This window comes from Streptomyces cinereoruber (genome assembly GCF_009299385.1).
Classification (GTDB): domain Bacteria; phylum Actinomycetota; class Actinomycetes; order Streptomycetales; family Streptomycetaceae; genus Streptomyces; species Streptomyces bikiniensis.
On record NZ_CP023693.1, the window covers coordinates 5,010,320 to 5,032,941 of the forward strand.

Consider the following 22,622-nt stretch of genomic DNA (forward strand, 5'->3'; position numbering starts at 1 on the left):
ACGGCCTCCAGGGCCTCGGCCGTCTCGGAAAGGATTCCGAGCTCTCGGAAAGTCGTAGTCAGGGTGCTGCCTCTTCTGTGAGACGCGGCGCGAGGCGAACGAAGGGGGTCGTACCGTGCCGGATCACTGTCGGCGCGATCGGTGAAGACCGCCGCCGGGTGGCACGGGACCACTGCCGTCGCTCGAGCGTCGTACCGCTGAGGGTGACCCTTCCGCGGGTCCGCCGGAAGGGCTGTCGGGCCGGAGCCGATCGGGCCACCGACCGGGCATCCTCATTCATGAGTCGGCCCACCGGATACGTCCGAACGTGCGAAAGCATGTCCGCATACTCAGCAGGCGCCTTACCACTGTACCCCGGAATCGCGCATGTGTGTCGGGGGAAAACGTGATGAGGGCACGGTCACACTGACTGACCAGGGCCTTCCCGGGCCCTGCGGGCGGGCTATTGTGCGCTGCATGGAGACGCCTGACAACGCCACACCCACCGGGATCGCCGCCAAGGACTGGGCGACGGCTTCCGCCGAGCCGCAGTACCGCGCCGCCGTGATCGACCTCCTCGGCGCCCTCGCCTACGGAGAGCTGGCGGCCTTCGAGCGGCTCGCCGAGGACGCCAAGCTGGCGCCGACCCTCGCGGACAAGGCGGAGCTGGCGAAGATGGCCTCGGCCGAGTTCCACCACTTCGAGCAGCTGAGGGACCGTCTCGCGACCGTCGAGGCGGAGCCGACGGCGGCCATGGAGCCCTTCGCGAAGGCGCTCGACGACTTCCACCGCCAGACCGCGCCGTCGGACTGGCTGGAGGGCCTGGTCAAGGCGTACGTGGGCGACTCGATCGCCAGCGACTTCTACCGGGAGGTCGCGACCCGGCTCGACTCCGACACCCGCGCCCTGGTGCTCTCCGTCCTCGACGACACCGGCCACGGCAACTTTGCCGTGGAGAAGGTCCGCGCCGCGATCGACGCCGACCCGCGCGTCGGCGGCCGCCTCGCGCTCTGGGCGCGCCGCCTGATGGGCGAGGCGCTGTCCCAGGCCCAGCGCGTGGTCGCCGAGCGGGACGCGCTCTCCACGATGCTGGTCGGCGGCGTCGCGGACGGCTTCGACCTCGCGGAGGTCGGCCGGATGTTCTCCCGGATCACCGAGGCGCACACCAAGCGCATGGCCGCGCTGGGCCTCGCCGCCTGATCAAGCGGGGCCCGATCGCACGGGCCTGATCAAGCGGGTTTGATCACGCGGGGCGGCGTCGCCCGCTCGGACCGCCGCCGCTCAGACCGTCGCCGATCGGCGCAGCCGGCGCGCGGCGCGGGGGCGGATCAGGAGCGAGAGCAGGACCGCCGCCACCGCCACCGCGCCCACCAGGGTCGCGAAGGGGTGGCCGGGGCCGATCGCCCCGTGGGTGACGAGCGCGCCGAACACCCCGCCGAGCGCGCCGGTGACGAGGACGAGCCCCCGGCCGGGCAGACGGTCGGGCAGCCGGCGGACGGCGGCCCAGGCCAGAACGAGACCGAGCAGGGCGGAGCCGAGGGCTTCCAGGTACATCGGGGGATCACCTCGCGAGGGGTGCGGGGCGGGTGGTGCGGTCGAGGTCGTACCTACCCGTGGCGCCCGGCGCGCAATCCTCCCGTACCGCCCGACGAGGGCATACGGGCACACGAAGGGCCCGGTGGACCGAAGCCGGTCCACCGGGCCCTTCCCGTAGATCCTGGGCTCAGAGCGCGCCGAAACCCACGCGGCGGACGGCGGGCTCGCCGAGCTCCACGTACGCGATCCTGTCGGCCGGAACGAGGACCTTGCGGCCCTTCTCGTCCGAGAGGCTGAGCAGCTGCGCCTTGCCGGCCAGCGCGTCGGCAACCGCGCGCTCGACCTCCTCGGCGGACTGCCCGCTCTCCAGAACGATCTCCCGGGGCGCGTGCTGCACGCCGATCTTGACCTCCACGGCTATGTCCCTCCGAACGGTCAGCGTTGCGCGATTCATCCGCGCCGTACGCAGCACACATTAGCCCGGTGAGGGGACGATCACGGTGCGGCCGCCGCACGCCAGGAGCGAACACGCGCCGGGACCGGGCGACCGCCCGGACGGGTCAGTGGCCCTCGGCGCTCAGCTGCCCGTCGACCGGGTGCAGCGGGAAGCCCGCGATGCCGCGCCAGGCGAGCGAGGTCAGCAGCCCCACCGCCTTGTCGCGCGGGATGGCGGACCCGCTCGACAGCCAGTAGCGGGCCACGACCTGCGAGACGCCGCCGAGGCCCACGGCGAGGAGCATCGACTCGTCCTCGGACAGGCCGGTGTCCTCGGCGATCACCTGGGAGATCGCCTCGGCGCACTGGAGGCTGACCCGGTCCACGCGCTCGCGCACGGCCGGCTCGTTGGTCAGGTCGGACTCGAAGACCAGCCGGAACGCGCCGCCCTCGTCCTCGACGTAGGCGAAGTACGCGTCCATGGTCGCCGCCACCCGGAGCTTGTTGTCCGTGGTGGAGGCCAGGGCCGTGCGCACGGCCAGGAGGAGGGACTCGCAGTGCTGGTCGAGGAGGGCCAGGTAGAGCTCCAGCTTCCCCGGGAAGTGCTGGTACAGCACCGGCTTGCTGACGCCCGCCCGCTCGGCGATGTCGTCCATGGCGGCGGAGTGGTACCCCTGGGCGACGAAGACCTCCTGGGCCGCGCCGAGCAGCTGGTTCCGTCGGGCACGTCGCGGCAGGCGCGTGCCCCGAGGGCGTGCTGCCTCTGTCTGCTCGATGGCGCTCACGCGGCCTCCCAAGTTTCGATCCATGCGCGCTGTAGCGACGCGCCGCCATCGTACTTTTGGGTAACCCGGCTGTGCGCGGTGCGGACGCAGAATTTCACGGACCGGACACCGGGGTCGACAGGCGGTTCGGGACGGAACCGGACGGATCGGCGGGGGCGCGGCCCGGCGGGGCCGTTTCCGCCGTCCCCGCGGCCGCTCACCCGCGCCCCCGCCGGTCCCTCAGCGGTAGTCGTCCTCGTCCAGGGTGACGACGCGCGCCTGCTCGGACGCGTCGGCCTCGTTCGCCGACTCGCGTTCGACGTGGGTCAGCGGCTCGTCCTCGCGCGGCCGGAGTTCCGCGTGCTGCTCGGCGGCGTCGGCCTCGGGCGTCTCCTCGTCCAGCTCGACGACCTCCTCCTCGGCGAACGTGTCCGGCTCGGTCGGATCGACAGTCATGCGGTTCCTTCCGGTACGCGGGTCGAGGTCCTTCCCGACGGCTTCCCTTCGAGCCTAGGAGTACACGTGTCCCGCCGCACACGGACTTGTGACCGCACCCACACGCGGGGGCGCGTGATCGTCTCGTAATATTGCGGCCATGTCCTCGACCGAGCTGCCGGAAACCCGGACCGCCGCGCCACCCGCGTCGCGGAACCGCCCCGTACGGGTCGCCGACGGCGAGGAGCTCCGCTCCGTCGCCCTGCCCGGCCTCAGCCTGACCGTCCGCTCCCGGCCGGGGACCCGGCCCGGCCTGCCGCCCGCGCTGTACGTCCACGGCCTCGGCGGCTCCTCGCAGAACTGGTCCGCCCTGATGCCGCTGCTCGCGGACGTCGTCGACGGCGAGGCGGTCGACCTGCCCGGCTTCGGCGTCTCCCCGCCGCCCGAGGACGGCAACTACTCGGTCACCGGGCACGCCCGCGCCGTCATCCGGCTCCTCGACTCCGGGGGACGCGGACCGGTCCACCTCTTCGGCAACTCGCTGGGCGGCGCCGTCGCCACCCGCGTCGCCGCCGTCCGGCCCGACCTGGTCCGCACCCTCACCCTGGTCTCGCCGGCCCTGCCCGAGCTGCGCGCCCAGCGCACCGCCTGGCCGACCGCGCTCCTCGCGCTGCCCGGCGTCTCCTCCTTCTTCGCGCGGCTCACCCGGGACTGGACGGCCGAGCAGCGGGTCCGCGGAGTCATGGCGCTCTGCTACGGCGACCCCGGCCAGGTCACCGACGAGGGCTTCCTGCACGCGGTCGAGGAGATGGAACGGCGCCTGGAGCTCCCGTACTTCTGGGACGCGATGGCCCGTTCCTCGCGCGGCATCGTCGACGCGTACACCCTCGGCGGGCAGCACGGACTGTGGCGCCAGGCCGAACGGGTCCTCGCCCCGACGCTGCTCGTCTACGGCGCGCGCGACCGGCTCGTCTCGTTCCGGATGGCCCGGAGGGCGGCCACCGCCTTCCGCGGCTCGCGCCTGCTGACCCTGCCCGACGCGGGGCACGTGGCGATGATGGAGTACCCCGAGACGGTCGCCCAGGCCGCCCGGGAACTGATCGCCGACCACGGCGGGAGCTGATCCGGGGCGTGGGACGACACAGCCGCAAGGGCTCCGCGCCCTCGCCGGCCGACACCGGCCGGCCGACGTCCGCCGAGCAGCGGCGGACCGCACCGGAACCGGGCGCGGCCGGGCCGGGCGCCGGCACGGGCCGCCGCCGCAGGACCACGGCCGGGGACGGCCAGGACCCGACGGGCACACCGTCCGGCGGGACGCCACGGTACGGCGCACCCCCGCAGGGCGGCGCACCGCCGTACGGGACACCCGCGCACGGCGTCCCCGCGTACGGGGGCCAGGGGTACGGCACGCCCGCGCACGGCACCCCGATGTACGGGACTCCCGCGCACGGCACCCCGGCGTACGGGGCCCCCGGCACCCCCGCCCACGGCATCCCCGTCCACCGGACCGGCGCCGTGCGGGGCGGGCACCCGCAGCACGACGAGGGCGGCGCGCGCCCCGCGCCGTACGACGGCCGGCGCGGCCGCACCCTGACCGCCGAGCCCGAACAGGGCGACGAGCAGGGGACGTTCGTCCCAGCCCCCCGTCACGACGACGACGATCCCGACGCCGAGGCCCCGGCCGCCCGGGGCGGGCTCGGCCGCACCCTCGCCGGGGTCGGCGCCGCGGCCGTCGCCACCGTCCTCGCCGTCGTCGTCACCGGACAGGTCACCGGCGAGGAGGCGCCCGAGGCGGCCCCGCGCGCCGCCGGGGAACCGGCCGAGCGGGCCGTGGACGACTCCTCCGCCTCCCGCTCCGAGGGCCGGACCACCCCGTCGCTCCCGACGGCGCCCCCGGAGCCCCCGGCGCCCACGTATGAACAGTTGATGAACCGTCAGTTCCCCATCGATCCGAAGCTGAAGGGGTCCGGTGCCTTCGAGGCCGTCCAGGGCTTCCAGAAGGCGCCGGGGAAGGGGAAGCTCATCCGCTACCGCGTCGACGTCGAGAAGGGGCTCGGGCTCGACCCGAAGCTCTTCGCCGACGCCGTGCAGAAGACCCTCAACGACCCGCGCAGCTGGGCCGGCAACGGCGCGATGACCTTCGAGCGGATCTCCGGCGGAGAAGCGCAGTTCGTCATCACGCTCGCCAGTCCCGGCACCACCGGCGTCTGGTGCCGGAAGTCCGGGCTCGACACGACGGTCGACAACGTCTCCTGCGACTCCGCCTCCACCGAGCGCGTGATGATCAACGCGTTCCGCTGGGCCCAGGGCGCCGACACCTTCGGCCCCAAGGCCATCCACGCCTACCGCCAGATGCTCATCAACCACGAGATCGGCCACCGGCTCGGGCACAACCACGTGAACTGCCGCACCCCCGGCGCGCTCGCCCCCGTGATGCAGCAGCAGACGAAGTCCCTGGACATCGACGGCGTTCGCTGCCGTCCCAATCCCTGGGTGCACCCCGGAAGTTGAGACGGCACCCGGCCGGCGGCCCGTTCCGTGGCCGATCGCATGTCGAGACGCATGTCTCAAAAGCAAGGCGCATCGCGTTGACATCGCTCGCGCGTTCGTCCATATTTCTCGGCATGTCGCACCGACACGCCACCACCGAGCGCGCCGCCATCGAGCTGGCGCTCATCGGCGTGTCCGGACATGCCGTGTCCGACGTTCTCTGTCGCTGACCCCTGCCCGAGCGCACGTCGGCCCCTTCGCGTTTCCCGCACCAGCCGACGCCTTTCCGCGCCCGGGTTCCCGCCCCGTGGGCGCGGCTCCTCCGTGCGTCAGGAATGCTCGGCACTTCCCCTGCTCGGCACCTCCCCGGAAACGCCGTCTCTTGCCGCTGCCCGCGCGGAACTCCCCTTCCTTCCGCCGCAGTTCTCCGAGAGGTCTTCTCCGATGCGTCAACCGTCCGTCATTTCCCGCCGCGTGGCAGCGGCCGCCGTCAGTGTCGTCCTGGCCTCGGGCACCGCCGCCTGCGCGGGACCCGAGGACGCCGGCGCCGAGAGCGGCACCTCCGGCAAGGGCTCGGCCGCCCCGCAGAAGGGCGGCACCCTCACCGTCCTCAACGCCGAGGCCCAGACCGACTTCGACCCCGCCCGCCTCTACACCTCCGGCGGCGGCAACGTCCCCTCCCTCGTCTTCCGCACGCTCACCACCCGCAACCGCGAGGCGGGCGCCGCCGGCACCCAGGTCGTCCCCGACCTCGCCACCGACATCGGGCGTCCCAACAAGGACGCCACCGAGTGGACGTACACCCTCAAGGACGGGCTGAAGTTCGAGGACGGCACGCCCATCACCAGCGCCGACGTCAAGTACGGCATCGAGCGCTCCTTCGCCGCCGAGCTCTCCGGCGGCGCGCCCTACCTGCGCGACTGGCTGGTCGGCGGCGACACCTACCAGGGCCCCTACAAGGACCCCGAGGGCCTCGCGTCCATCGTCACCCCCGACCCGAAGACCATCGTCTTCAAGCTGCGGAAGCCCGAGGGCGAGTTCCCCTTCGTCGCCACCCAGACGCAGTTCGCCCCCGTGCCCAAGGCCACGGACAAGGGCGCCAAGTACGAGGAGCACCCCGTCTCCTCCGGCCCGTACAAGGTCGTGAGCAACGAGAACGACGGCGAGCGCCTCGTCCTGGAGCGCAACGAGCACTGGGACCCGAAGACCGACGAGGAGCGCAAGGCCTACCCGGACAGGATCGACGTCCGGTCCGGGCTCGACGAGGCCGTCATCAACCAGCGCCTCGCCACCTCCTCCGGCGCCGACGCCGCCGCCGTCACCACCGACACCAACCTGGGCCCGGCCGAACTCGCCCAGATCGGCTCGGACAAGGCGCTCGCCGCCCGCGTCGGCACCGGCCACTTCGGCTTCACCAACTACATCGCCTTCAACCCGAAGGTGAAGCCCTTCGACAACCCGAAGGTCCGCCAGGCCATCGCGTACGCGGTCAACCGCACCAGCGTCGTCAACGCCGCCGGCGGCTCCGCGCTCGCCGAGCCCGCCACCACCTTCCTGCCCGAGCAGAAGGCCTTCGGCTTCACGCCGTACGACCACTTCCCGGCCGGCAGGACGGGCAACCCGGAGAAGGCCGAGCAGCTCCTCGAGGAGGCCGGGTTCCCGAACGGGCTGACCGTCACCCTGCTGCACTCCACCGCCCAGAACCGCACCACCAGCCCCGAGATCGCCACCGCCGTCCAGGAGGCCCTGGGCAAGGCCGGCATCACCGTGAAGCTCGACGGCCAGGAGCCCAACTCCTTCAACGAGAAGCGCTGGAGCGTCAAGGACGCGCCCGGCTTCTTCCTCTCCCGCTGGGGCGCCGACTGGCCGGCCGGCGGCCCGTTCCTCGCGCCGATCTTCGACGGGCGCCAGATCGTCACCAACGGCTCCAACTACAACCACGCGCAGCTGAACGACCCGGCGGTCAACAAGGAGATCGACGAGATCAACAAGCTGACCGACCTCAAGGCCGCCGCCGCGCGCTGGGGCGCCCTCGACAAGAAGATCGGCGAGCAGGCCCTCGACGTCCCGCTCTTCCACCCGGTCTACAAGCGGCTCGTCGGCAAGGACGTCAAGAACGTCGTCATCAGCGACTGGACCGGCGTCCTCGACGTCTCGCAGGTCGCGGTCAAGTGACCACCCCGACCGACGCACCGGCGCCCGTGGCGGGCATCCCCGTCACGGGCGCCGCCCGGCGGGTGTGGCGACGGCTGCGCACCCGCCCGGCCGCCCTCGCCTCCCTCGCCGTCCTGCTCCTGCTCGTCCTCCTCGCCCTGGCCGCGCCGCTGCTCGCCGCCCTGGAGGGCCAGGACGCGTACGCGTACCACGACGACCTCGTGGACTCGGCGCGCGGCGGCGTCCCGTACGGCTCCTTCGGCGGCGCGAGCGCCGACCACTGGCTCGGCGTCGAACCGGGCACCGGCCGCGACCTGTTCGTCCGGCTCCTGTACGGCGCCCGGATCTCGCTGCTCGTCGGCATCGGCGCCACCGTCGTCCAGATCCTCATCGGCGTCCTCGTCGGCCTCGCCGCCGGGCTCGGCAACCGCTGGGTCGACACCGTCCTCGGCCGCGCCACCGACGTCCTCGTCGCCCTGCCGATGCTGGTCCTCGCCATCGCGCTGACCGCCGTCGTCCCCCGCGACTTCCCCCGGCCGCTGCTCCTGATCCTCGTCATCGGGTTCCTCGGCTGGGCCGGCACCTCCCGGATCGTGCGCGCCCAGACGCTCACCCTCAAGAGCCTCGACTTCGTCGCCGCCTCCCGTCTCGCCGGCTCCGGGCGGTGGCGCACCGCCCGCCGGGAGCTGCTGCCCGCCCTCGCCGCCCCCGTCATCACCTACGCGGCGATCCTCGTCCCCACCAACATCGTCGTCGAGGCCTCCCTGTCCTTCCTCGGCGTCGGCGTCACCCCGCCCACCCCGTCCTGGGGGCAGATGCTGTCGACCGCGCAGACCTGGTTCCGCGCCGACCCGGCGTACGTCCTGCTGCCCGCCGGACTGCTCTTCACCACCGTGCTCGCCTTCACCGTCCTCGGCGACGCGGTCCGCACGGCCCTCGACCCGCGCGAGGCGAGCCGGCTGCGCGTGGGCACCCGTAAGGAGTCCTCCCGATGACCCGCTTCGTCCTCAAGCGGCTCGCGGGTGCCGCGCTCGTCCTCCTGGCGCTCTCGGTCCTCGTGTACGGCCTCTTCTACCTGGCCCCCGGCGACCCCGCCCGGCTGGCCTGCGGCGAGCGCTGCAACCCGCAGCAGATCGCCCAGGTCCGTGAACAACTCGGCCTGAACGAAAGCGTGTTCGCCCAGTACCTGCACTTCCTCCAGGGCGTCTTCACCGGCCGCGACTACTCCACCGGCACCTCCGTCGTGCACTGCGACGCGCCCTGCCTCGGCCTCTCGTACCAGAGCGACCAACAGGTGACCCGGCTCGTCCTGGAGCGCCTGCCCGCGACCGCCTCCCTGGCCCTCGGCGCCATGGTGGTCTGGCTGCTCGTCGGCATCGGCACCGGACTGCTCTCCGCCCTGCGCCGGGGCGGGATCACCGAGCGCGCCCTGACCGTCCTCACCCTCGCCGGCACCGGCACGCCCGTCTTCATCCTGGGCCTGCTCCTCCTCATGGCCGTCTGCGCCCACCTCCAGTGGCTGCCCTTCCCCAGCTACGTGCCGCTGGGCGAGGACCCCGAGCAGTGGGCCTGGAACATGCTGCTGCCCTGGATCACCCTCGGCCTCTTCGAATCCGCCAAGTACGCCCGGCTCACCCGCAGTTCCACCCTGGAGACGCTCGCCGAGGACCACATCCGCACCTTCCGCGCGTACGGCGTGGGGGAGCGGACCGTCGTCACCCGGCACGCCCTGCGCGGCGCCGTCCCGCCCGTGATCGCGATCAGCGCCGTGGACCTCGGCTCGATGTTCGGCGGGGCCGTCCTCACCGAATCCCTCTTCGGCATCCCCGGCCTCGGCAAGACCCTCATCGACGGCGTGCGCGAGATCGACCTGCCCGTGGTGGTCGGCGTGGTCATGGTGATGGGCACGGCCGTCGTCCTCGCCAACGTCCTCGCGGACCTGCTGTACGCGGCCGCCGACCGAAGGGTGGTCCTGACGTGACGACGGAGAAGGGTGGTCCTGACGTGACCGCGCCCGAGACCGAAGCCCCCCTGGTCGACGTACGGGACCTGTCCGTCTCCTTCGACCGCGACGGAGACCCCGTACGGGCCGTCGACGGGCTCTCCCTCACCCTCGCCGAGGGGCGGGCGCTCGCCCTCGTCGGGGAGTCGGGCAGCGGCAAGTCCACCGTCGCCGGCGCCCTCCTCGGCCTCCACCGGGGCACCGGCGCGCGGGTCACCGGCACCGTGCGCGTCGGCGGCGTCGACGTCGCCACCGCCGGCCCCGCCGACCTGCGGCGGCTGCGCGGCGGGATCGCCGCCATGGTCTTCCAGGACCCGCTGTCCTCCCTCGACCCCTACTACGCCGTCGGCGACCAGATCGCAGAGGTGTACCGGATCCACGCCGGGGGCACGCGGAAGGCCGCCCGCGCCCGCGCCGTGGACGTCCTCGACCGGGTCGGCATCCCCGACGCGGCCCGCCGCTCCCGCTCCCGCCCGCACGAGTTCAGCGGCGGCATGCGGCAGCGCGCCCTCATCGCGATGGCCCTCGCCTGCGAGCCCCGGCTCCTCGTCGCCGACGAGCCGACCACCGCCCTCGACGTCACCGTGCAGGCCCAGATCCTCGACCTGCTGCACGAGCTGCGCCGCGAGACCGGCACCGCGCTGCTCCTCGTCACCCACGACGTGGGCGTGGCCGCCGAGAGCGCCGACGAGGTACTCGTCATGCGCGACGGGCGCGAGGTCGAACGCGGCCCCGTCGCCGGCCTCCTGGGCGCGCCCTCGGAGCCGTACACGCGCAGGCTCCTCTCCGCCGTGCCCCGGCTCGACGGGCCGGTCAGGGCCCCTTCGGAGGAAGGGGAGATGCTGCTCGAAGCGGTCGGCCTGCGGCGCGAGTTCGGGCGCGGCGGGCGGACCGTGACCGCCGTCGACGACGTCTCGCTCACCGTCCGCGCGGGCGAGACCCTCGGCCTCGTCGGGGAGTCCGGCAGCGGCAAGACCACCCTCGGCCGGATGCTCGTACGGCTCCTCGACCCGACCGGCGGTCGACTCCGCTACGGAGGCGTGGAGATCGGCGCCCTGTCGGAGCGGGAGCTGCGCCCGTACCGCCGCGAACTCCAGATGGTCTTCCAGGACCCCGTCGCCTCCCTCAACCCGCGCCGCTCCGTCGGCGAGTCGATCGCCGACCCGCTGCGGACGGCGGGGGAGCGCGACGAGAAGCGGATCCGGGACCGGGTGGGGGAACTCCTCGACCGGGTGGGGCTCGACCCCGACCGGTACGAGGCCTACCCGCACGAGTTCAGCGGCGGCCAGCGCCAGCGCGTCGGCATCGCCCGCGCGCTCGCCGCCGAACCCCGCCTGATCGTCTGCGACGAACCCGTCTCCGCGCTCGACGTCACCACCCAGGCCCAGGTCACCGCACTGCTCGCCGAACTCCAGGCCGAACTCGGCCTCGGGCTCGTCTTCATCGCCCACGACCTCGCGGTCGTCCGGCAGGTCAGCGACCGGGTCGCCGTCATGCGCGGCGGCCGGATCGTGGAGCAGGGCACGGTCGAGGAGGTGTACGGGACGCCCCGGGACCCGTACACCCGGCAGCTGCTCGCCGCCGTCCCCTCCCTGGACCCGGCCCTCGCGGCGGCGCGCCGGGAGCGGCGCGGGGAACAGCGCGCGGAGCGGGACGGGGAACTGGCCGTCGCCTGACGCTCCGTGACCGTTCCGCCGCCTACCGCGACGGAACGCGACCGGGGTGGGAAAGTTACGAGCATTCACCCCTTCCGGTGGTACGACGGACAACCGTCCGTCGTACCACCGACTTCTTTGTTTACGTTCTTCCCGCTGCGAGTCACCGGACCAACGGTGGCCGCCGTCAAGGGAGATCGGGGGTGCACTCGTGCGGATCGGACTGCTCACGGAGGGTGGCTACCCGTACGCCGTCGGTGAGTCCGGGGTCTGGTGCGAGCGGCTCGTGCGCGGACTCGGGCAGCACCGCTTCGACCTGTACGCCGTCGGCCGCCCGTCCGCCGCCGGCGCCTCCCTCCCGCTGCCCCCCAACGCCCGGCTCGTCCGCGCCGCCGACCCCGAGGGCGCCTCCGGGAACCTCCTCGAACGCGCCGCGCTCGGCACGGCCCGCGCCGCCCGCCGCGCCTACGGCCGCCGCGACCGGCGCCGCTTCACCGAGGCGTACGAGCGCCTCGCGACGGGCCTCTGCGCGGAGGAGGCGGAGGGTACGGGGGGCGCGCGGGGAGTGAGCACGGCGGGTGCCGGGGGCTCGGGCGCGGCCGACGTGGGGGAGCCGGGAGGCGCGGCCGCCTTCGCCGAAGGGCTCTACGCGCTCGCCGAACTCGCCCGCGAGCGCGGCGGACTGCCCGGCGCGCTCCGCTCCGACGACGCCGTCCGCGCCCTCGAAGCCGCCTGCCGCGCGCCCGGCGCGCGCCGGGGCGCGGCCGCCGCCGGACTCCCCGACCACCTCGCCTTCGCCGAGCACCTGGAAGGGGTCCTGCGCCCCCTCTCCCTCGACTGGTACGAGGAGGACGCCCTCGGCGCGGCCGACCTCTGCCACGCCGCCGCCGGAGGCACCACCGCCCTCCCGGGACTCCTGGCCGGACACTTCTTCGGGACCCCGCTGCTCGTCACCGAGTACGGCGTCCAGCTCCGCGCCCACTACCTCTCGGCCGCCGGCGCCGACCGCTCCGCGCCCCTGCGCACCCTGCTCGCCGCCCTCCACGGACGGCTCGCCGCCGAGGTCTACCGGCAGGCCGCCCTGCTCACCCCCGGCAACGCCCACACCCGCCGCTGGCAGGAGAGGTGCGGCGCCGACCGGGACCGCGTCCGCACCGTCCACCCCGGCATGGCCGCCGACCGCTTCGACGGGGTCGGCGAGGACGAGGAGAGCGGCGACCCGGCCACCCTGGTCTGGGTCGGCCGCGCCGAGCCCGCCAAGGACCTCGTCGCCCTGCTGCACGCCTTCGCCGAGATCAGGACGCGGCAGCCCGACGCCCGGCTGCGGATCGTCACCGTCCCCGTACGGGACCCGGGTGCCGAGCCGTACCTCGCCCAGTGCAGGGCGCTCGCGGCGCAGCTCTTCCCCGACGAGGCCGCCGGGGCGCACGCCGTCGGCGAGAACCCCGTCTCCTTCGAGGAGCTGGGCGGCCCCGAGGCGCCCACCCTGGAGGACACCTACGCCTCCGGCGCGGTCGTCGTCCTCTCCAGCGTCGTCGAGGGCTTCCCGGCCGGGCTCGTCGAGGCGATGTTCTGCGCGCGGGCCACCGTCTCGACCGACGTCGGCGCGGTCGTCGAGATCATCGGCGGCACCGGGCTCGTCGTGCCCCCGCGCAACCCCCGGGCGCTCGCCGACGCGTGCCTCGCGCTGCTGCGCGACCCCGAGCGGCGGTACCGGCTCGGGGCCGCCGCCCGCGCCCGCGCGCTCGAACTCTTCACCGTCGAGCAGAACCTGGCCGCGTTCCGCGGCATCTACCTCGAACTCCTCTCCCACGCGCCGGTCCGCCACCGGCCCGGGGACGGAGCCCTCTTCGCCCACCCCGCCGAGGCGCACGTGCCGGGCAGCTGGACCCCCCGGGCCGTGACCGCGGGCACGGGAGCGCCCGATGCCTGAAGGAGACACCCCCATGCGCGGCCCCGCCGCCCCGACGAGCCCCGGAGCCCGGGACGCCCGCGCCGAGGTCCTCCTCGGCACCCCCGCCCTCACGGCCGCCGTCGAGGAACCCCCGTCCGGGATAGTCCGGGCCCCGGGGGCGGCCACGGCGACACCCCCGCGGCCCCACCCGACCGACCCCGCGCTCCAGGAGAACCGCGAGGAACGCCCCGCCGAACCGCCGCCCGCCCACGAACCCCCGATGGACCGCGCCACACCGAGCACGCCGCCCACGCCTCCGGCCGTGAAGCCCGAGGCCCCGGCTGTAAAGCCCGCGCCCCCCGCCCCCCGCCCCCGGCACGGCACCGCCGACCCCGTCAAAGTGCTTCTGCACCGGCACCGGGAGTTGTGCGAGCGGGCCGTCGATCCGCTGGAGGTGGCCGCCGGGCTCGAAGCGCAGGGGTTCACCGACCGGACCGCCGCACGCTACCGGCACCGGGACGTGTTCTCGCTCGCCGAGGAGCTGTACGCGCGCGTGCCGCGCCGCCCGGAGGAGGTCCGCGTCGCCGAGGACCGGCCCGAGCCCGTCGCCCCCTGGGCGCTCGCCGTGCTCGCGCCCGGCGCCGTCGCCGCGCTCGCCTGGCTCGGACTCGCCCTCACCCACGGGCCCGTGCGCGCCGCCGTCGGCGCCGCCGGGGCCCTCGCCCTCGGCGGGGCGCTGTTCCTCGCCGTCCGGCACGGCCCCCTGCGCGCGCCCGGCGGCCGGACCGTGCCCGCCGCCCGGCTCTGGGCCCTCTGGCTCCTGGCGTACGCGGTCGGCGGCGACGGCCTCCTCGCGGAGGTGCTCACCGGCGGCCCCGACGACCTCTGGGAGCTCACCCCCGGCCCCCTCCTGGGCCTCGCCCTCGCCGTCGCCCCCGCCGCCTGGTGCGCCCACCTCTTCGCCCGCCGGGCCCGCCGCCGGATCGCCGACAGCCGGGGTCTCGCCGACTTCGCCGCCGCCGTCCGGCCGCTGCTCCTCGGCACCGTGAGCCTCCAACTCCTCGCCCTCGCCGCCCTCCTCCTCCCCACCGGGGCCGGCCCGGGGGCCCTCGCCCTCGGCGCGCTCCTGCTGCTCGCCCGCCTCCTCACCGTCCACGGCCACCCCGAGACGGCCTCGGCCGCCCTCGCCGCGGCCTGCGCCGCCGAGGTCCTCGCCCTCGCGAGCGTCCTCTCCTCCCGCCTCCCCGTCCCCGGCTTCGACGCGCTCGCCGTCCCGGTGCGCGCCGTCACCGACGCCTGGGGTCCCGGGGCCGTCCCCACCCTCGTCTGCGGCGCCGCCGCGCTCGGCCTCCTGGCCCACGCGACCGGCTCCCTCGCCCGGGCCTCGGCCCACACCACCCCGTGAACCCCCGCACACCCGCGGAGCCGACGCCGCGGGCGTGCTCCGCCCCCTCTCCCACCACCCCTCATCACCCCGCAAGGAGAACGAAGACCATGACCCCGCAATCCCGAGGAACGGCCGGTCGGCACGAAGGGGCCGCGCGATGAGGGTCCTCCTGCTCGGAGCCAACGGCTTCATCGGCCGCTTCGTCGCCGACCGGCTGCTCGCCGACCCGGCCGTCCACCTCACCGCCCTGGGCCGGGGCGACGACGCCGACGTGCGGTTCGACCTCGCGTCCGGCAGCCCCGGCGCGCTGACCCGCTTCCTCGACGCCGTCCACCCCGGAGTCGTCGTCAACTGCGCGGGCGCCACCCGCGGCGGCGCCCGCGACCTGACCCGGCACAACACCGTCGCCGTCGCCACCGTCTGCGAGGCCCTGCGCCGCAGCGGCTGCGGCGCCCGGCTCGTCCAGGTCGGCTGCGCCTCGGAGTACGGGCCGAGCCAGCCCGGCTCCTCCACCGCCGAGGACGCCGTGCCCCGCCCCGGCGGCCCGTACGGCGTGTCCAAGCTGGCCGCGACCGAACTCGTCCTCGGCTCCGGCCTCGACGCCGTCGTCCTGCGGGTCTTCTCGCCCGTCGGCCCCGGCACCCCCGCCGGCTCCCCGCTCGGCCGCCTCGCCGAGGCGATGCGCCGGGCCATGCAGGCCGGGGACGGCGAGCTCAAGCTCAGCGGCCTCGGCGTGCAGCGGGACTTCGTGGACGTACGGGACGTGGCGCGGGCCGTCCACGCCGCCTCGCTCTCCGCCGCCCAGGGCGTCGTCAACATCGGCACCGGCCGCGCGGTCCGGCTCCGCGACGCCGCCGCCGTCCTCGCCCGGGTCGCCGGCTACGCCGGCAACCTCAACGAGCTGGACGCCCCGCACGGCATCCCGCAGCGCCCGATGATCGGCGCCCCCCGCACCGAGGGGACCATCGCCGACCAACTGGCCTCCGCCCCCTACCCGTACCCCGACGGCTGCGGGCCCTGGCAGCAGGCCGACGTGCGCACCGCCCGCGACCGGCTCGGCTGGCGCCCCCGGATCAACCTGGAGGAGTCGCTCGCCGACATCTGGATGGAGGCGGCGTGTCGCATCTGACGGGCACCACGGCCACCGGAGCGGTCCAGGCCCTGGGGGTGGGCGTCCCCGGCTACGCCCACCCGCTGCTCGCCCCCGTCGAGTGGGCCGAGCTGACCCGCCCCGGCACCCCCCTGCACTGGGCCGTGCTCAACGTCGCGGACGGGCCGGGCAGCCGCCCCGACCCGCACTGCCTGGAGGCGGCCGGGAAGCTCCGCGCCGCCGGGGTCAGGGTCCTCGGGCACCTGGACGCCGCCCACGGTTCCCGGCCCTTCGGGGAGCTGGTCACGGACGCGCACCGCTTCCTCGACTGGTACAAGGTGGACGGCTACTACCTGGACCGCTGCCCCGCCGACCGGGCCGACCTGGCCGGGGTGCGGCGGGTCTGCGCCACCCTGGAGACCGTCCTCGGCGGCGAGGCCCACCTCGTCCTCGGCCACGGCACCCACCCGCACCCCGGGTACGCCGAGACCGCGGACCAACTCGTCACCTTCTCCGGCGCCTGGTCGGACTACCGCTGGTCGCAGGTGGCCGAGTGGACCGCCGAGTACGCGGAGACGAAGTTCGTGCACCTCGTGCACGGCGTCCCCCGCACCCACCTCGACGAGGCGCTGCGGATCGCCCGCTGGCAGGGCGCCGGGACGATCTTCTTCACCGACCGTCCCGGCCGCCCGGGACAAACCGACCCGTTTCACTCGCTGCCCGGCTACTGGGACGAAATCGTCTCGCGGATCGGACCGGGTGTCTCGGAATGAGAAGGGGCGTGGCAGTGTTACGGGGAGAACAACCGTACTGACATACCGACCACCGGAGTCCCCGTGTCGCTGCCACCCCTGGTCGAGCCGGCCGCCGAGCTCACCGTAGACGAGGTCCGCAGGTACTCCCGCCACCTGATCATCCCGGACGTCGGGATGGACGGGCAGAAGCGGCTGAAGAACGCCAAGGTGCTGTGCGTCGGCGCCGGCGGCCTCGGCTCGCCGGCGCTGATGTACCTGGCCGCCGCCGGCGTGGGCACGCTCGGCATCGTGGAGTTCGACGAGGTCGACGAGTCGAACCTCCAGCGCCAGATCATCCACAGCCAGGCCGACATCGGCCGCTCCAAGGCCGCGTCGGCGCGCGACAGCGTCCTGGGCATCAACCCGTACGTGAACGTGATCCTGCACGAGGAGCGGCTCGAAGCCGACAACGTGCTGGAGATCTTCGGCCAGTACGACCTGATCGTCGACGGCACGGACAACTTCGCCACCCGCTACCTGGTGAACGACGCCTGCGTGCTGCTCAACAAGCCGTACGTGTGGGGCTCGATCTACCGCTTCGACGGCCAGGCCTCGGTCTTCTGGTCCGAGTACGGCCCCTGCTACCGCTGCCTCTACCCGGAGCCCCCGCCGCCGGGCATGGTCCCGTCCTGCGCCGAGGGCGGCGTCCTGGGCGTGCTCTGCGCGTCCATCGGCTCCATCCAGGTCACCGAGGCCATCAAGGTCCTGGCCGGCGTGGGCGACCCGCTGGTCGGCCGCCTGATGATCTACGACGCCCTGGAGATGCAGTACCGCCAGGTCAAGGTCCGCAAGGACCCGAACTGCGCGGTCTGCGGCGAGAACCCGACCGTCACCGAGCTCATCGACTACGAGGCCTTCTGCGGCGTCGTGTCCGAGGAGGCCCAGGAGGCGGCGGCCGGCGCGACGATCACTCCCAAGCAGCTCAAGGAGTGGATCGACGACGGCGAGAGCATCGACATCATCGACGTCCGCGAGCAGAACGAGTACGAGATCGTCTCGATCCCCGGCGCCCGTCTGATCCCCAAGAACGAGTTCCTGATGGGCACCGCCCTCCAGGACCTCCCGCAGGACAAGCGGATCGTCCTGCACTGCAAGACGGGTGTCCGCAGTGCGGAAGTCCTCGCCGTGCTCAAGTCCGCGGGCTTCGCGGACGCGGTGCACGTCGGCGGCGGCGTGATCGGCTGGGTCCACCAGATCGAGCCCGAGAAGCCGGTCTACTAGGACACGCCCCAAGGGCCCGCCCGAGCGTTCACGACAGCGGCCGGGGGCCGTTCACCACGAGGATCCTCGTGGTGAACGGCCCCCGGCCTTCGTCTTGTCCGGCGAGGTCGAAGGATGCCGGGGGCCGCTTCCCGCCGGTTCTACCCGGCCTTCCGCACGTGGGTGGTGTCGGCATCGAGGGAGGTGCCGTCGGCGCCGGTCGGCGCGACCTCCGGCACGGGGTCGCCGTGCCGGTCGACCAGGGTGGAGCGGGCCTCGCCCGGGGCGAAGGCGTGGCGTTCTCCCCACTGCCGCAGGGTGAGGACCACGGGGAAGAGGTCGCGGCCGGCTTCGGTGAGCACGTACTCCTGGCGGCGGCCCGACGGCGCGGTGCGCCGGGCGAGCAGTCCGTGGGCGATGAGCTTGCGGAGGCGGTCGGTGAGGATGTTGCGCGCGATGCCGGTGCGTCGCTGGAACTCGGTGAACGACCGCGCCCCGTCCATCGCGTCGCGGACGACGAGGAGGCTCCACCTGTCGCCGACGAGGTCGAGCGTACGGGCGACGGGGCATTCGGGGTCGGTCCAGCCGGCGTCCGGGGTGCGCGTGGTGGCACGCGACATGGCACCTCCCAATGAGTTGCGAATTGAAACCATCATGCCGTACGGTCGAATCGGTTGCGATCTGCTACTGATCGGGAGGGGGCACGATGGACGCATGGCGCCGGTCACTGCTGGCCGCGGTGTGCGCCGTCGCCGTGGCGAGCGTCTACGCCGCACAGCCGGTTCTGGAGTCGATGGGACGCGACCTCGGCGTGCCGGCGGGACTCGCGGGGTGGATCGTCGCGGCCGGCCAGTTCGGCTATCTGGCAGGGCTGTTGCTGCTGGTGCCGCTCGGCGACGTGGTCGACAGGCGCCGGCTCGTCGCCGCGCACCTGGCGGTCACCGCGGCGGGCACGGCGCTGACGGCCTCGGCGCCGGCCGCGTGGGTGGCGTTCGCGGGGCTCGCGACGGCCGGGGTCTTCGCGGTCGTGGTGCAGACCGCGGTGGCCTACACCGCGTCGGTCTCGCCGCCCGCCGAACGCGGACGGAACATCGGCGTCGTGACCTCGGGCGTCGTGGTCGGCATCCTGGGCGCGCGGGTCGTCACCGGCACGCTCGCCGAGGTGTGGGGCTGGCGGAGCGTCTACGCCGTGCTCGCGGTGCTCTCGCTCGTCCTCGCGGCCCTCGTCCTCGCGGCCCTGCCGCCGGAGGAGCGCCCCGGCCCGCCCGCCGGGTACCGGCAGGTCGTCGTCTCGCTCGGCGGGCTGTTCGGGCAGCGCGCCTTCCTGACGCGCGGACTCGTCGCGTTCTTCCTGTTCGCGTCGTTCGGCACCCTGTGGAGCGGCCTCGCCCTGCCGCTGGCGGACGCGCCGTGGCGGCTGAGCGAGAGCGGGATCGGGCTGTTCGGCATCGCCGGACTCGCCGGCGCGCTCGGCGCGGCACGCGCGGGACGGTGGGCGGACGCGGGGCGGGCCGGCCCGGTCACCGGTCTCGCGCTCGCCCTGCTGATCCTCTCGTGGGCGGCGATCGCGCAGCTGCCGTGGTCGCTGTGGCTCCTCGTAGCGGGAATCGTGGTCCTCGACTTCGCGGTCCAGGCCGTGCACGTGAGCAACCAGCACCTGCTCACCGCCGCGCATCCGGATCGCCTCAGCAGCGTCATCGGCGGCTACATGGTCTTCTACTCGCTCGGCTCCGCCCTCGGCGCGGCCGCGACCACCGCCCTCTTCAGCGCCTACGGCTGGGCGGGCTCCAGCCTCCTCGGGGCCGGATTCGCGGCCTGCGCGCTGCTCGTTCGGGCGACCGGCGAACGGCTTCCCGTGACGACGCGGACCTCCGTGCCGGCCGTGGATCGTGGACGATGACCTGTGGGTGCCGGTCGAGTCGCTGCTGCCGCCCCGCCCGGCCAGGCCAGGCCAGGGAAGCCTCCCGGCCCGCGGCCGGTGCCGGTGCGGCGGCACCCGCAGGGCGTCCTGCACGTGCCCACGAGGACATCGCCCGGCAACCACCGCTCCCGGAGCCCGGATCCGGCTCCGGTCGGACCTGTCGGCGGCGGCTGGAACAGTGACAGGAGGCCGGGGTCTTCGACCAGCCGCCACGAACCCCACGACACCTTCACCTCACCGGCCCACAGCCCCGACCGCCGGCGACAGCCCAAGAAGCACCGATCATGATCGCGCTACGAGCTCTTGGTGGAGCCGGGCTGGGCGGCAGGGATGCGTTGGGTGAAGAAGAGGGCGATGAGCGCGGCGAAGGCGAGAACGGCGAGTGCGGCACGCAGTCCGTCGAGTCGTGCTGCGGTATTCGCGTCCAGAGCTTCTTGTGCCAGCTCCTCGCTGACCCCGGCGTCAGCGAGAGCACTGCGCAGCTGGGTGTCGGAGAGAAAAGGGGCGCCGCTTTGGAGTTCGAGGGCGGCCTGGTTCTTGACGCCGGCCGGGACTGCCGGGTTCTGTTCGATGCTCGTCAGGAAGGAGGAGGTGAGCGAGGCGATCAGGATTGATCCGGCGAGCGCGGTGCCGATGGAGGCGCCGAGGTTGGTGACCGCGTTCTGGACGCCTCCGACTTCTGTGCTCTGTTCTTCCGGCAGTGCGGAGACGGTGATCGATCCCAGCTGGGAGGCGAGCGCGCCCATCCCGAGACCGATGAGAAGCATGGGAATCGTGATGATTTCCGCACCGGCGCTCACATCGAGTGCGGCCATCAGGATCACCGCGCCGACAAGCAGTGCGAGGACTCCGAGGCGTACGACACGGCGGGGTGAGACGTCGGGCAGGAGGCGCGGGATGAGGACCGCGGCAGCGAGCAGGGCCACCGAGAGCGGTAGGAGCCGGGCGCCGGTGGCCAGTGCGGACAGACCCAGGGCGACCGACAGGTAGAGCGGGACGACGAAGAACACTCCCATCTGGACGAGGTACTGGAAGAAGAACATCGTCAGCCCGCCGCTCAGTTGCTTGTTCTGGAGCATGGCGGGGTTGAGAAGCGGTTCCTTGTGCTGCTTCACCAGGCGGGCTTCCCAGCGGAGAAACAGCCAGGTGAGCGCGATGCCCAGCAGCATCAGCCATACGGTCGAGGAGATCCCGAACAGTACGGGCGCGTCAGGTTTGGGCCTGAACCAGCCCCACTCGTCGGAGCGGAGCACACCGTAGACGAAGCTTCCGAGTCCCAGGGCGGAGAGCAGTGTGCCGATGAGGTCGATGCGTGGGCGTTCCTCACTGACCGCATCGACGATCGGGCGGGCGAGGAGGAGGATTCCCAGGACGACGAGGACTTCGCCGGCGAACACCCATCGCCAGGAGAAGTACGTGGTGGCGACGCCGCCGACGAGCGGTCCGACCGCGATGGCGATGGCGCCGGCGGCGGCGACCATTCCGTAGGCGGCGGGTCGGCGCTTCTCGCTGAAGTTGCCCGCCACGAGCGCCACGATCGCCGGAAGGATCAGCGCGGCCCCGACACCTTCCAGAAATGCCCAGCCGATGAGCAGTACGAGAAGGTTGGGTGCGAGGGCAGTGGTGAGGGAGCCGCATCCGTAGACGACGCATCCGATCATGAACGCGCGTTTGCGGCCGATCAGCGCTCCGGTTTTACCGCCGGGGATCATGAACATCGCCATCACCAGGGTGTAGGCCGTAATGGCTCCCTGGATTCCCGCCACTGTCGTGCCGACATCCTCCGCGACTGTCGCGATGGAGACGTTCATGACAGAGCTGTCGAGCGCCATCAGGAACTGGCCGGCCGCCAGGGTCAGCAGGACGATCGACTTCTTTTCGGTACCTTCACCCGTGCCCGTTCTGGATGCCATGAGCAGCATCGTTCCAGCCGCCCGGGGAAGGCTTCGTACGACCCGCCGTCCAGGCCGGCAGGCCTATCGGGAAGGGTTCGGCTCGATCGAGGGCGGATTGTGCGACCGGGTTTCGATATCGACAGGACCGAGCGGGGCAACTCTTCCATGCCGGTCCGCATCAGGAGCGCTTCCGCTTGAACGAGTCCCTGATGCCCCGGGTGCGCTCGCGAACCTCCTCTACGGCTTCCTGGGTCTTTGCTCTCGCCTGGTCCGTTTTCCCCTCGGTCTCCAGCCGTCGGTCGCCGACGGCCTTCCCGGCGATCTCCTTGATTTTTCCCTTGAGCTTGTCCGTGGCGCTGCTCATCTTCACGCTCCCTTGTCCAGGGAATCCAACTGATTGGTCGGTTCCGGCTTCACCGCGGCGGTAAGAGAAAAACTTCAGCGGCGGGAGTCTTCCTTCTCACTCGGTGATGGTCCATACCGTTTCGCCTCGGCGGCCGACCGCGGCAGGCGCAGTGCCTGCCACGGGGTACGGCGGCACGGGAGGAGCTCTGAGCGGTCAGCGCGGGACGGTGTCGTCGCGCCTGACCGTGCACAGGGCCCAGATGACGACTGCGGACATGGCGATCATCAGGATTGACCAGGCCGGATAGTAGGGCAGTGACAGGAAGTTCGCGATGATGACGAGCCCCGCGATGCCCACGCCGGTGACGCGCGCCCATGTGGCCGCCGTGTAGAGACCGAAGCTCACCACAAGGGCGACGATGCCCAGGATCAGGTGAATCCAGCCCCATGACGTCAGGTCGAACTCGAACACGTAGTTCGGCGTCGTGAGGAAGACGTCGTCCTCGGCGATGGCCATGATTCCTCTGAAGACGCCGACGAGTCCGGTGATGCCGAGCATGACGGCGGCGAAGACGGTGAGCCCTCCCGCCCATGCCTGACGGGCGGAACCGACGGAACGTGCGGGGTGTGTGGTCGTCACAGGGTG

22 protein-coding genes are annotated in these 22,622 nt (G+C 73.1%); 14 read left to right on the forward strand and 8 right to left on the reverse strand.

Annotated elements, in window-relative coordinates:
- Window positions 1-456 precede the first annotated feature (456 nt).
- Window positions 457-1,179 carry a ferritin-like fold-containing protein gene (locus tag CP977_RS22745; RefSeq protein WP_062752367.1) on the forward strand — a complete coding sequence of 241 codons (723 nt, stop codon included), beginning with the start codon at window positions 457-459 and terminating at the stop codon, window positions 1,177-1,179.
- An 81-nt stretch (window positions 1,180-1,260) separates the two neighbouring features.
- On the opposite strand, the gene CP977_RS22750 is transcribed toward CP977_RS22745, so the two are convergent.
- The 4 genes from CP977_RS22750 to CP977_RS22765 all read right to left on the reverse strand — a co-directional run bounded on the left by CP977_RS22750 (window position 1,261) and on the right by CP977_RS22765 (window position 3,170).
- Complete coding sequence (locus CP977_RS22750; RefSeq protein ID WP_062752366.1) at window positions 1,261-1,533, reverse strand: hypothetical protein; 273 nt, start codon at window positions 1,531-1,533, stop codon at window positions 1,261-1,263.
- A 169-nt stretch (window positions 1,534-1,702) separates the two neighbouring features.
- The gene (locus tag CP977_RS22755) at window positions 1,703-1,930 is read right to left on the reverse strand and encodes a DUF3107 domain-containing protein (RefSeq protein WP_062752365.1); all 228 of its coding nucleotides are present in this window, start codon (window positions 1,928-1,930) and stop codon (window positions 1,703-1,705) included.
- 145 nt (window positions 1,931-2,075) lie between these two features.
- Window positions 2,076-2,735 (reverse strand): TetR/AcrR family transcriptional regulator, encoded by a 660-nt coding sequence (locus CP977_RS22760; protein WP_062752364.1) that lies wholly within the window; start codon window positions 2,733-2,735, stop codon window positions 2,076-2,078.
- 219 nt (window positions 2,736-2,954) lie between these two features.
- Entirely contained in the window at window positions 2,955-3,170 is a 216-nt protein-coding gene (locus tag CP977_RS22765; RefSeq protein ID WP_062752363.1) for a hypothetical protein, read from the reverse strand.
- 139 nt (window positions 3,171-3,309) lie between these two features.
- On the opposite strand from CP977_RS22765, the gene CP977_RS22770 reads away from it, so the two are divergent.
- From CP977_RS22770 to moeZ, 12 genes are all read left to right on the forward strand, one after another.
- On the forward strand, window positions 3,310-4,272 hold the full coding sequence (locus CP977_RS22770; protein WP_062752362.1) for an alpha/beta fold hydrolase: 963 nt from the start codon (window positions 3,310-3,312) through the stop codon (window positions 4,270-4,272).
- Between the two features lie 8 nt (window positions 4,273-4,280).
- A complete protein-coding gene (locus tag CP977_RS22775; protein ID WP_152370731.1) occupies window positions 4,281-5,660 on the forward strand; it encodes a DUF3152 domain-containing protein in 1,380 nt (459 codons plus the stop codon).
- Between the two features lie 113 nt (window positions 5,661-5,773).
- Window positions 5,774-5,869 carry an Ms4533A family Cys-rich leader peptide gene (locus CP977_RS35360; RefSeq protein WP_311736874.1) on the forward strand — a complete coding sequence of 32 codons (96 nt, stop codon included), beginning with the start codon at window positions 5,774-5,776 and terminating at the stop codon, window positions 5,867-5,869.
- Between the two features lie 214 nt (window positions 5,870-6,083).
- Window positions 6,084-7,814: an ABC transporter substrate-binding protein gene (locus CP977_RS22780; RefSeq protein WP_152370732.1), complete on the forward strand. Its 1,731-nt coding sequence runs from the start codon at window positions 6,084-6,086 to the stop codon at window positions 7,812-7,814.
- Window positions 7,811-8,788, forward strand: coding sequence for an ABC transporter permease (locus tag CP977_RS22785; RefSeq protein WP_183953234.1), 978 nt, complete (start codon window positions 7,811-7,813; stop codon window positions 8,786-8,788). Before CP977_RS22780 ends, CP977_RS22785 begins: the two co-directional genes overlap by 4 nt.
- Window positions 8,785-9,774: an ABC transporter permease gene (locus CP977_RS22790; RefSeq protein WP_109185323.1), complete on the forward strand. Its 990-nt coding sequence runs from the start codon at window positions 8,785-8,787 to the stop codon at window positions 9,772-9,774. Before CP977_RS22785 ends, CP977_RS22790 begins: the two co-directional genes overlap by 4 nt.
- Window positions 9,771-11,471: an ABC transporter ATP-binding protein gene (locus CP977_RS22795; protein ID WP_372460611.1), complete on the forward strand. Its 1,701-nt coding sequence runs from the start codon at window positions 9,771-9,773 to the stop codon at window positions 11,469-11,471. The genes CP977_RS22790 and CP977_RS22795 overlap by 4 nt, the downstream gene beginning before the upstream one ends.
- Window positions 11,472-11,661: 190 nt before the next feature.
- Window positions 11,662-13,383 (forward strand): glycosyltransferase, encoded by a 1,722-nt coding sequence (locus CP977_RS22800; RefSeq protein WP_152370733.1) that lies wholly within the window; start codon window positions 11,662-11,664, stop codon window positions 13,381-13,383.
- Between the two features lie 13 nt (window positions 13,384-13,396).
- Window positions 13,397-14,749, forward strand: a complete 1,353-nt coding sequence (locus CP977_RS22805) for a hypothetical protein (RefSeq protein ID WP_229991389.1) — start codon at window positions 13,397-13,399, stop codon at window positions 14,747-14,749.
- 139 nt (window positions 14,750-14,888) lie between these two features.
- Entirely contained in the window at window positions 14,889-15,860 is a 972-nt protein-coding gene (locus tag CP977_RS22810; RefSeq protein ID WP_062752357.1) for an NAD-dependent epimerase/dehydratase family protein, read from the forward strand.
- The gene (locus CP977_RS22815; RefSeq protein WP_062752356.1) at window positions 15,848-16,594 is read left to right on the forward strand and encodes a spherulation-specific family 4 protein; all 747 of its coding nucleotides are present in this window, start codon (window positions 15,848-15,850) and stop codon (window positions 16,592-16,594) included. The genes CP977_RS22810 and CP977_RS22815 overlap by 13 nt, the downstream gene beginning before the upstream one ends.
- Before the next feature lie 63 nt (window positions 16,595-16,657).
- Window positions 16,658-17,836, forward strand: a complete 1,179-nt coding sequence (gene moeZ / locus CP977_RS22820; RefSeq protein ID WP_062752355.1) for an adenylyltransferase/sulfurtransferase MoeZ — start codon at window positions 16,658-16,660, stop codon at window positions 17,834-17,836.
- Between the two features lie 140 nt (window positions 17,837-17,976).
- On the opposite strand, the gene CP977_RS22825 is transcribed toward moeZ, so the two are convergent.
- The gene (locus CP977_RS22825; RefSeq protein ID WP_062752354.1) at window positions 17,977-18,435 is read right to left on the reverse strand and encodes a winged helix-turn-helix transcriptional regulator; all 459 of its coding nucleotides are present in this window, start codon (window positions 18,433-18,435) and stop codon (window positions 17,977-17,979) included.
- 86 nt (window positions 18,436-18,521) lie between these two features.
- Between CP977_RS22825 and CP977_RS22830 the strand changes: the two genes are divergently transcribed.
- Window positions 18,522-19,715, forward strand: a complete 1,194-nt coding sequence (locus tag CP977_RS22830; RefSeq protein ID WP_152370734.1) for an MFS transporter — start codon at window positions 18,522-18,524, stop codon at window positions 19,713-19,715.
- 314 nt (window positions 19,716-20,029) lie between these two features.
- Here the strand turns inward: CP977_RS22830 and CP977_RS22835 are convergent, their stop codons facing one another.
- The 3 genes from CP977_RS22835 to CP977_RS22845 all read right to left on the reverse strand — a co-directional run bounded on the left by CP977_RS22835 (window position 20,030) and on the right by CP977_RS22845 (window position 22,616).
- A complete protein-coding gene (locus CP977_RS22835; protein ID WP_062756878.1) occupies window positions 20,030-21,649 on the reverse strand; it encodes an MFS transporter in 1,620 nt (539 codons plus the stop codon).
- A 160-nt stretch (window positions 21,650-21,809) separates the two neighbouring features.
- Entirely contained in the window at window positions 21,810-21,995 is a 186-nt protein-coding gene (locus CP977_RS22840; protein WP_062752352.1) for a CsbD family protein, read from the reverse strand.
- 195 nt (window positions 21,996-22,190) lie between these two features.
- Window positions 22,191-22,616, reverse strand: a complete 426-nt coding sequence (locus CP977_RS22845) for a DUF7144 family membrane protein (protein WP_062752351.1) — start codon at window positions 22,614-22,616, stop codon at window positions 22,191-22,193.
- Window positions 22,617-22,622: the final 6 nt, after the last annotated feature.

Coding starts and splice junctions, on each gene's coding strand:
- CP977_RS22745 (WP_062752367.1), top strand. CDS start 457: ATGGAGACGCCTGACAACGCCACACCCACCGGGATCGCCGCCAAGGAC.
- CP977_RS22750 (WP_062752366.1), bottom strand. CDS start 1,533: ATGTACCTGGAAGCCCTCGGCTCCGCCCTGCTCGGTCTCGTTCTGGCC.
- CP977_RS22765 (WP_062752363.1), bottom strand. CDS start 3,170: ATGACTGTCGATCCGACCGAGCCGGACACGTTCGCCGAGGAGGAGGTC.
- CP977_RS22770 (WP_062752362.1), top strand. CDS start 3,310: ATGTCCTCGACCGAGCTGCCGGAAACCCGGACCGCCGCGCCACCCGCG.
- CP977_RS35360 (WP_311736874.1), top strand. CDS start 5,774: ATGTCGCACCGACACGCCACCACCGAGCGCGCCGCCATCGAGCTGGCG.
- CP977_RS22780 (WP_152370732.1), top strand. CDS start 6,084: ATGCGTCAACCGTCCGTCATTTCCCGCCGCGTGGCAGCGGCCGCCGTC.
- CP977_RS22790 (WP_109185323.1), top strand. CDS start 8,785: ATGACCCGCTTCGTCCTCAAGCGGCTCGCGGGTGCCGCGCTCGTCCTC.
- CP977_RS22805 (WP_229991389.1), top strand. CDS start 13,397: ATGCGCGGCCCCGCCGCCCCGACGAGCCCCGGAGCCCGGGACGCCCGC.
- CP977_RS22810 (WP_062752357.1), top strand. CDS start 14,889: ATGAGGGTCCTCCTGCTCGGAGCCAACGGCTTCATCGGCCGCTTCGTC.
- CP977_RS22825 (WP_062752354.1), bottom strand. CDS start 18,435: ATGTCGCGTGCCACCACGCGCACCCCGGACGCCGGCTGGACCGACCCC.
- CP977_RS22830 (WP_152370734.1), top strand. CDS start 18,522: ATGGACGCATGGCGCCGGTCACTGCTGGCCGCGGTGTGCGCCGTCGCC.
- CP977_RS22835 (WP_062756878.1), bottom strand. CDS start 21,649: ATGGCATCCAGAACGGGCACGGGTGAAGGTACCGAAAAGAAGTCGATC.
- CP977_RS22840 (WP_062752352.1), bottom strand. CDS start 21,995: ATGAGCAGCGCCACGGACAAGCTCAAGGGAAAAATCAAGGAGATCGCC.